This is a genomic window from Bacteriovorax sp. DB6_IX (assembly GCF_000447775.1).
Classification (GTDB): Bacteria; Bdellovibrionota; Bacteriovoracia; order Bacteriovoracales; family Bacteriovoracaceae; genus Halobacteriovorax_A.
In genome coordinates, this window is record NZ_AUNJ01000183.1 from 1 (window position 1) to 7,012 (window position 7,012).

At 39.7% G+C, this 7,012-nt stretch carries 8 protein-coding genes; all 8 read left to right on the forward strand.

What is annotated here, in order from left to right; genetic code table 11:
- A partial coding sequence (locus M901_RS05400) for an AMP-binding protein (RefSeq protein ID WP_021277176.1) occupies positions 1–712 on the forward strand: 712 nt, incomplete at its 5' end.
- Complete coding sequence (locus M901_RS05405; protein ID WP_021277178.1) at positions 709–2,298, forward strand: AMP-binding protein; 1,590 nt, start codon at positions 709–711, stop codon at positions 2,296–2,298. The genes M901_RS05400 and M901_RS05405, both read left to right, overlap by 4 nt.
- On the forward strand, positions 2,291–3,616 hold the full coding sequence (locus M901_RS05410; protein ID WP_021277174.1) for an AMP-binding protein: 1,326 nt from the start codon (positions 2,291–2,293) through the stop codon (positions 3,614–3,616). The genes M901_RS05405 and M901_RS05410 overlap by 8 nt, the downstream gene beginning before the upstream one ends.
- A 50-nt stretch (positions 3,617–3,666) precedes the next feature.
- On the forward strand, positions 3,667–4,632 hold the full coding sequence (locus M901_RS05415) for a 3-oxoacyl-ACP synthase III family protein (RefSeq protein WP_021277175.1): 966 nt from the start codon (positions 3,667–3,669) through the stop codon (positions 4,630–4,632).
- Positions 4,633–5,310 carry an SDR family NAD(P)-dependent oxidoreductase gene (locus M901_RS05420; protein WP_021277177.1) on the forward strand — a complete coding sequence of 226 codons (678 nt, stop codon included), beginning with the start codon at positions 4,633–4,635 and terminating at the stop codon, positions 5,308–5,310.
- Positions 5,304–6,053 (forward strand): alpha/beta fold hydrolase, encoded by a 750-nt coding sequence (locus tag M901_RS05425; protein ID WP_021277173.1) that lies wholly within the window; start codon positions 5,304–5,306, stop codon positions 6,051–6,053. The genes M901_RS05420 and M901_RS05425 overlap by 7 nt, the downstream gene beginning before the upstream one ends.
- On the forward strand, positions 6,037–6,816 hold the full coding sequence (locus M901_RS05430; RefSeq protein ID WP_021277172.1) for a DapH/DapD/GlmU-related protein: 780 nt from the start codon (positions 6,037–6,039) through the stop codon (positions 6,814–6,816). The genes M901_RS05425 and M901_RS05430 overlap by 17 nt, the downstream gene beginning before the upstream one ends.
- The coding region (locus M901_RS05435; protein WP_021277179.1) for a hypothetical protein at positions 6,813–7,012 on the forward strand (200 nt) is incomplete at its 3' end. The genes M901_RS05430 and M901_RS05435, both read left to right, overlap by 4 nt.

A 7,012-nucleotide genomic window follows, 5' to 3' on the forward strand; every position in this document is an offset into this window, starting at 1 on the left:
TGTCTCATGTGGGAAACCACTTGCCGATATTGAAGTCAAAATTGTTGATGATAGAGGAAATGAGCTCCCTGAGAGATCAATTGGAAATATTCTCATTAAAAGTCCTTCAACCACGGAAGGATACTACCAAAGAGAAGATATTAATAAAGACCTCTTTCAAGATGGAATGCTAAAAACTGGTGATCTCGGTTATATGGTAGGAGGAGAACTTTATATTACAGGTCGTAAAAAAGACCTCATTATCGTTAACGGGCTCAATATCAATGCCGAAGAATTAGAGTCATATGCAACAACAATTAAAGAAGTTAGAGCAGGAAGACTTGCGGCCTTTGCAAGAAAAGATGGAACGACTGATAGCGAAAAAGTCCACATTGTGATTGAGACAAGAAAGAGTCTTAAGTATTTTAAAACTGCCGAAAGATTAAAACTAAGAAATAAAATCTCAAAGGAGATCTCATCTTTTATTCCAGTAAAAGAAGATCAAATTACGATTGTTGCTCCAGGAACAATTCAAAAGACGACATCAGGAAAAGTTCAAAGGGCCAAGATGCGTGATCTCTATGAAAGAGGACAAATCGAAGAGCAAAACTTCCCAATGGCCTACTTCATTGGAAGATTTAGAGAGATGCAGATCAAATCAAAAATCATTGGTGTCTCTGTGCTTTCCAATATTCAACAAAGTATAAATATTAACTCGAGGAAGGCGAAGTGAAAATTGCCAACCTTGCCCAAAGATTTATCGATAATGTAAGAAAGCATCCTGATAAGCTCGCCTTTGTCATTCCAAAGGGCATTGACTCGCTTGAGACCTATCATGAGATCAATTTAACATATCAAGACTTCTACAATGAAGTCTCAAAATATCGTAATGGCCTAATTGAAAGTGGATACCAGCGCGGAGATCGTATTATTATCCTTGCCCCAATAAGTGAAAAGACCTACGCTTTTATGCTGGCCGTCTTTAGTTTGGGAATGGTCTGTGTCTTTCTTGATCCGGGAATTGGACTAAAGAAGATACTCAACGCCATTAGTGATTCAGGAGCTAAGGCCATCGTTAGTATTGATAAACTTCTCAAGTATCACTACTTTATCCCACAACTGTGGTTTAAGAAGAAATATAGCGCCGATAGAACTCGCTTAGGAGTTCGCTCATTCGATGATCTCTATAGCTCAAAGGTTTGTGAGATTGAAGCACTTGAGCTTGAAGAAAATGATCATGCCTTAATTACCTTTACTTCTGGCTCAACAGGAAGATCAAAGGGATCGGACAGAAATATTAAGAACGTTACTGAACAAATTAAGAGTATAGAAAAGAATTGGAATTGCCATGAAGATATTATCGACTTTCCTTCTTTTCCAATGTTTGGTTTTATGAATCTTCTTTGTGGAATTACAACAGTAGTTCCAGCGGTAGACTTTGCAAAGATCGCTGACTATAACCCCGATGTGGTTATTCACCAAATGACGAAATGGAAAGTAAATCGTATGTGTGGCTCATTTGCCTTTAATAAGAAGCTTGTGGACAACTTAAAGCAAAGAGAAATTCAGATATCAACACTAACAAATCTGGCCTTTGGAGGCTGTCCTGTCACAAAGGAATTCTGCGCTGACTTAGACAAGGTTTACCCCAACGCCAAGTGTGAGATTATTTATGGTTCAACTGAAGTTGCTCCAATCTCAACTGCAGAAGTCAATGAGATGCTCAATTCTAAAGGACAAGGTTTTCTAGTGGGAAGACCTTATGATGGTGTTGAAGTTGCCATTGTTAAATTACCAAAGATCATTAGTGAATTTGATAAGAATGAAGCAAAACCCTATAGTGTTGAAACTGGAGATGTTGGCGAGGTCATCATCAAGGGTGCGCACGTTGTACAGACTTATGTTGATAATCCAAAGGCCACAAAAGAGAATAAGATTCTCAGTCCTGATGGTCAGAGATGGCACAGAACTGGAGACTGTGGAAGGATTGATGACCAGGGTAGACTCTGGCTTGTTGGTCGAGTGAAAGACATTATTCAATTTGAAGGAAATGAATTCCATCCCTATCCTATTGAAGAGTCCCTTGATGAGCTCGAGGCCATTTCGCGCTCAGCACTCATTCAAGATAAGGCAGAAATTAAAGTCTTCATTGAAACTAAAATATTCGATAATATAGATCATGTGAAGAAAGTCATTACAGAGAAGGTCTCTAGTTTTGGAATTAGAGAGTTCAATATTATTCAGATTGATAAGATTCCTGTGGATGATCGTCACAACTCTAAAATCAATCGAGTAAAACTAAGAGAGACACATGCCTAGAAGCGAAGTGAAAAAAGGATTTTTCTATATTCTAGACAAAGAGGCAAATCAGACAGGGGCGCCGCTAGAAGCTCAAATCGATCTTTCTACAGAGGCCCTTAATAAACCAAGTAATAAAGTTTCACTTCTTGCCCATTCAGATAAAGAAGTCTTAATACGCGAATACTTTCACTGTCTAAATAACCAGATCACTCCCGTGATTATAAATCCGGCCATCCCACAAGCAAAACAGGATGAGCTAAGAATAAGATTAGAAAATAAGACTAGGCCCAACTTTATGTCTCATATCACTTGCTCAAGTGGGACAACCTCAAGTGATCGTCCAATAAAGGCCTTTCTCTTTCGTTTAGAAAGACCAGTAAAGAATGGACTTGCCCACTATGAATCATTAGGAATTAGTGGAGCACAGAATATCCTCTTCCCAATGCCACTGACTCATAGTTTTGGTGTTGTCATAGGGATTCTAAGTACCGTGACGATGGGTCATCACTTATACACATTTAATGAAACTCCAAAAAATCCACAATTAATTTCGGCCATTGAAGAAAGAGAAATTGATCTCCTCTATCTAACTCCGACTCTTGCTCGTCTTTTGATGAAGTTTATGAAAAGAAAGAAGCTCACGGTAGAGAGATCAATGAAAATCAGTATTGGAGCGGCCCATATTTACAAGAGTGAGATTCTCGAGCTGATGAATTATTTTCCAAATGCTGAAATCTTCTATACCTATGGTCTTAGCGAGTTAGGCCCTAGGGTTTCAACTCTTAATTGCGAAAAAAAGGGCTCGACTCGTCTTGATCTACTGACAAGTGAAACGCTGCCAATTGGAGCGCCGCTTGCTGGTGTAGAAATGGAAATAGAGAATGGAACTCTCCATGTCAGATCAGATTATGCCAACGAAGATATCGAAGATTTAGATCAGTGCTACTTTAATACACAAGATATGGCAGAAGAAACGAACCTTGGACAGGACGCGCTCATTTTACTCAAGGGCCGTGCAGATTTCACAATAAACTTTGCAGGGGTCAATATATACCCCCAAGAAATTGAACCAATCACGACTTCTTTAGTCGGTCATAGAAATATTTTACTTGGCCTTCCTTCAAAACTTCATGGAGAAATTCCAGTGCTCGTTATAGAGGGGGACTCAAGTCTTGAGGCCTCGTTTGATCAGAGAAAGTTTATTGAAGATTTATCTAAACAAATCATTCTAGATTTTCTCCCTCAAAAAATCTACTTCCTAGAAACTTTTCCTACGACTAATATGGGTAAAATAAAACGTCAGGAAATCTTGCAAAAGATCACATCTTCCAACTAGACAGACTTTTAGGTTAAAATATCCTTATACAAAGAAATAAGGAGCGACAATTGTCTAAGAAACCAAGAGGATTTGGGGTCAAAATCTCTAACTGTTCATCTCATCTTCCAGATGGTGTTATGAGCAATCAGGATATTATTGATAAGTATTCTCTCCGTCTAAAAGATGAGTGGGTTAAGCTTAATATTGGTATAGAAAAGAGACACTGGGCCGCAGATGATGAGAAGGCCTCGGACCTTGGTGCCAAGGCGCTAGAAAAAGTCTTAGACAAAGACCCAGAAAAGAAGCTTGACGCTCTTATTGTCTCTACTGTTTCTCAAGATGTCATGACTCCGGCCACGGCCTGTATTATTCAATCACTGGTCACTCCGGGCCAGCTCTACCCTGCTTTTGATCTCACGGCTGCCTGTGGCGGTTTTGTCTTTGCTATCGATCAGGCAAGAAGAATGGTTCAAACCGGAATGAAAAAAGTCGCATGTGTTGCAGCAGAGACACGTAGCCACTACCTCAACAAGAAAGATAGAAGAACAGTCATGCTCTTTGGAGATGGTGCTGGTGCTGTGACTCTCGAGCCTTGTGAAGAAGGTGAAGTAGGTATCTTCTATTCCAAAACTCTAAGTGATGGACGCTTCTGGAATTCAATTGTAGTACCAAATGATGGTCATATTGAAATGCGAGATGCTTCAGGTATTTTTGAATCGGCCATTAAAGAGATGTCCAATCTTATTAGCGGGGCCCTTGAAGAGAGTCAAATGACAAAGGAAGATATCTCAACTTTTATTTTTCATCAGGCCAGTCGCAATATCGTCAAGGCCGCAGCAGATAATCTCGGTCTAAATGAAGATCAGTATCTTATCAATTTCGATCAAGTTGGAAATATGACTTCTGCATCAGTAGCAGTTCTACTTGATGAAGCGGTGAAATCTGGCAAGATTAAAAAAGGTGACAATATCTGTCTTATTGCTACAGGAGGAGGATTCTCAGCAGGAGTTCTTCTTTTGAGATGGGAGATATAGATGAAAACGATATTGATAACTGGTGGATTAACGGGACTAGGCGAGGCCATTTCAAAGCTTCTAGACCCAACAGAGTTTCAAGTGATTCGTACTTCCTCACGCCACGAAAACACAGATTGCCATATCTACCAATGGGATATGACACAAGAAGGGGCCACAAAATCTCTTTTTAAAAGTCTTAAGGCCGATGGAATCCAACCAGATATAGTCATACACTGTGCCCATATTTTTACACCATCAAACTTAGTTTTTAGTGTGAAGTCCGATCAATTTGCAAGATCACTAGAGAATAATATTGTCCCAACTTTTGATCTCTTAAAGACCGCCTCTAAGTCAATGTCAAGAAAGGGAGAAGGAAAAATTCTCTTACTCGGCAGCCTACTATCAAGAAGGGGAGGCCCTGGTAAGGTCAGTTATATTACAGAGAAGAATGCCCTAACAGGACTTGCTCTGGCCTTTTCTAATGAGCTCTCTCCACGCGGCGTTCATGTTAGCATTCTCCATCCAGGGCTTATTGACACACCAAGAATTAGGGCGCAAATGTCGAACGAAGTTATTCAACGAGTAGGCGAAAAGAATCTACTCGATATAAAAGAAGTGGCAAAGAAATGTATTGAAATTATCACTCTCAAAGAGCCAGAGATTATTTATGAGCTAGGAGAGAATCAACAGTGGTAACTTGTATTACAATCCCTCCTATGGGGCACTCTAAGGAGTTCTATCAGTATAATCAATATAAGAACCAGATTATTCTAGAGTATCCCTATAACCAAGAGACTCTCCAGGCCGAAGACTCGCTAGAGTACTTGGCCAATTACTTTGCCAAACAAATCAAGACTCAAATCAAAGATCAGGACTTCTGCCTCATTGGTGTCTCACTTGGGGCAACATTGAGTTTAAGAATTAATGAGCTTCTTGAAAATAAGGCCCAGAAACTTATTCTCATGGCCTCAGGAGGATTAAAGGTCGCTCGTGCAAGAAAAGAGATGATTGCCCACGCCATCACTCATATGCCGGCCAAGGACTTTATTGATAAGGCCCTGGCCCTTGATTCTAGCGAGAGCTTCCTATCTCACTTTGATACAAGTCAGCCTCAAGTCTTAAAAAGGGCCAGTGACTACTACCCTATTAACAAGTCCTTTTGGTCAAGTAATAGTGATCTGCAAAAAGAGGCCTTTGTCAAAATGGCCATTGACGCTCTCAATGTGGACTATCAGAAACAACTTGAACTCTATCAAGACAAGATTATCCTTCTGTGGTCAGAAAACGATAAAATCTTTTCTATGAGACATTTTAGAAAATTTCAAAAAATCATGCCTCAGGCACAATGCCTGCTCTTTGAAGGACTTGGTCATTACCTGCCCCTTGAAGCTCCCCAACACTTAGATAAAATAGTAGAGGATTATGTTTTTAATATTTGATATCGCCTATTTAGTTTTTAGTTTATTAATCTATTCCCTGTCGGGATTTGCGGCCTACTCCGTGGCCAAGATGCTTTGGTGTGAACAACTCATCTTTCAAGTCCTGGCCATCTTATTGGGATACTTTCTCTTTCTCAACTTCCTTGTGATCTTCGTCGGAGTATTTAAGAGGATAGTACAGCCAAAGCTGCATGTGGGAGAATTTCCTATTGGGACAAATAAGAAGTACGTAGGATGGATTCTAAACTCCCTCTTTCAGGGAATTATCATCGCCTCTCCCTTTGCCAAACAAATTCATTTCATTTTCTATTTGAATTGGCTCTACTACCGTTTAATGGGAATGAAGCTTCCCTTCTCAACTCTTGTAGGAATGAATACTGTCATTAGACAGCCAGAGTTAATTAGCGTAGGAAAGAAATCAATTCTAGGGCTTGGGTGCACTATTAGTTGCCACTACTCTCCAAATGGAAAAACTCATGTGCAAAAAGAAGTTATCATAGGAGAAAGATCAGTTATTGGTGGAAGTGCCAATATCGCCCCTGGTTGTCGAATTGGTAGCCACACTGTAGTCGGAGCTCTTACTTCTGTTTATCCTGATGTGCATATTGGAGACAATGTCAGAATCGGTGCAGAGTGCTCTATTAAGTTTGCCTCGCAAATACCCGATAATGTTAAAATAAAGAGTCATACTGTAATTGATAAAGACTGTGACATCAAGTCGGGAGAGACTTGGGGTGGCAACCCTGCAAGGAGGATTTCATGAGTTTTGAAAGCTCACTAAAAGAAGCACTAAATAGAGGAATCAAATTAATTGAGGAGTCTAAATTCTACCAAGATATTACAAATGGTGAGAATGCAAAAGAATACTATATTAAGTATCTTCACTATGCATATCAATATGTCACACTGACATCTTCTTTTACTCCTCTAGCAGCAAGAAGAATGGATTCAAAACACTT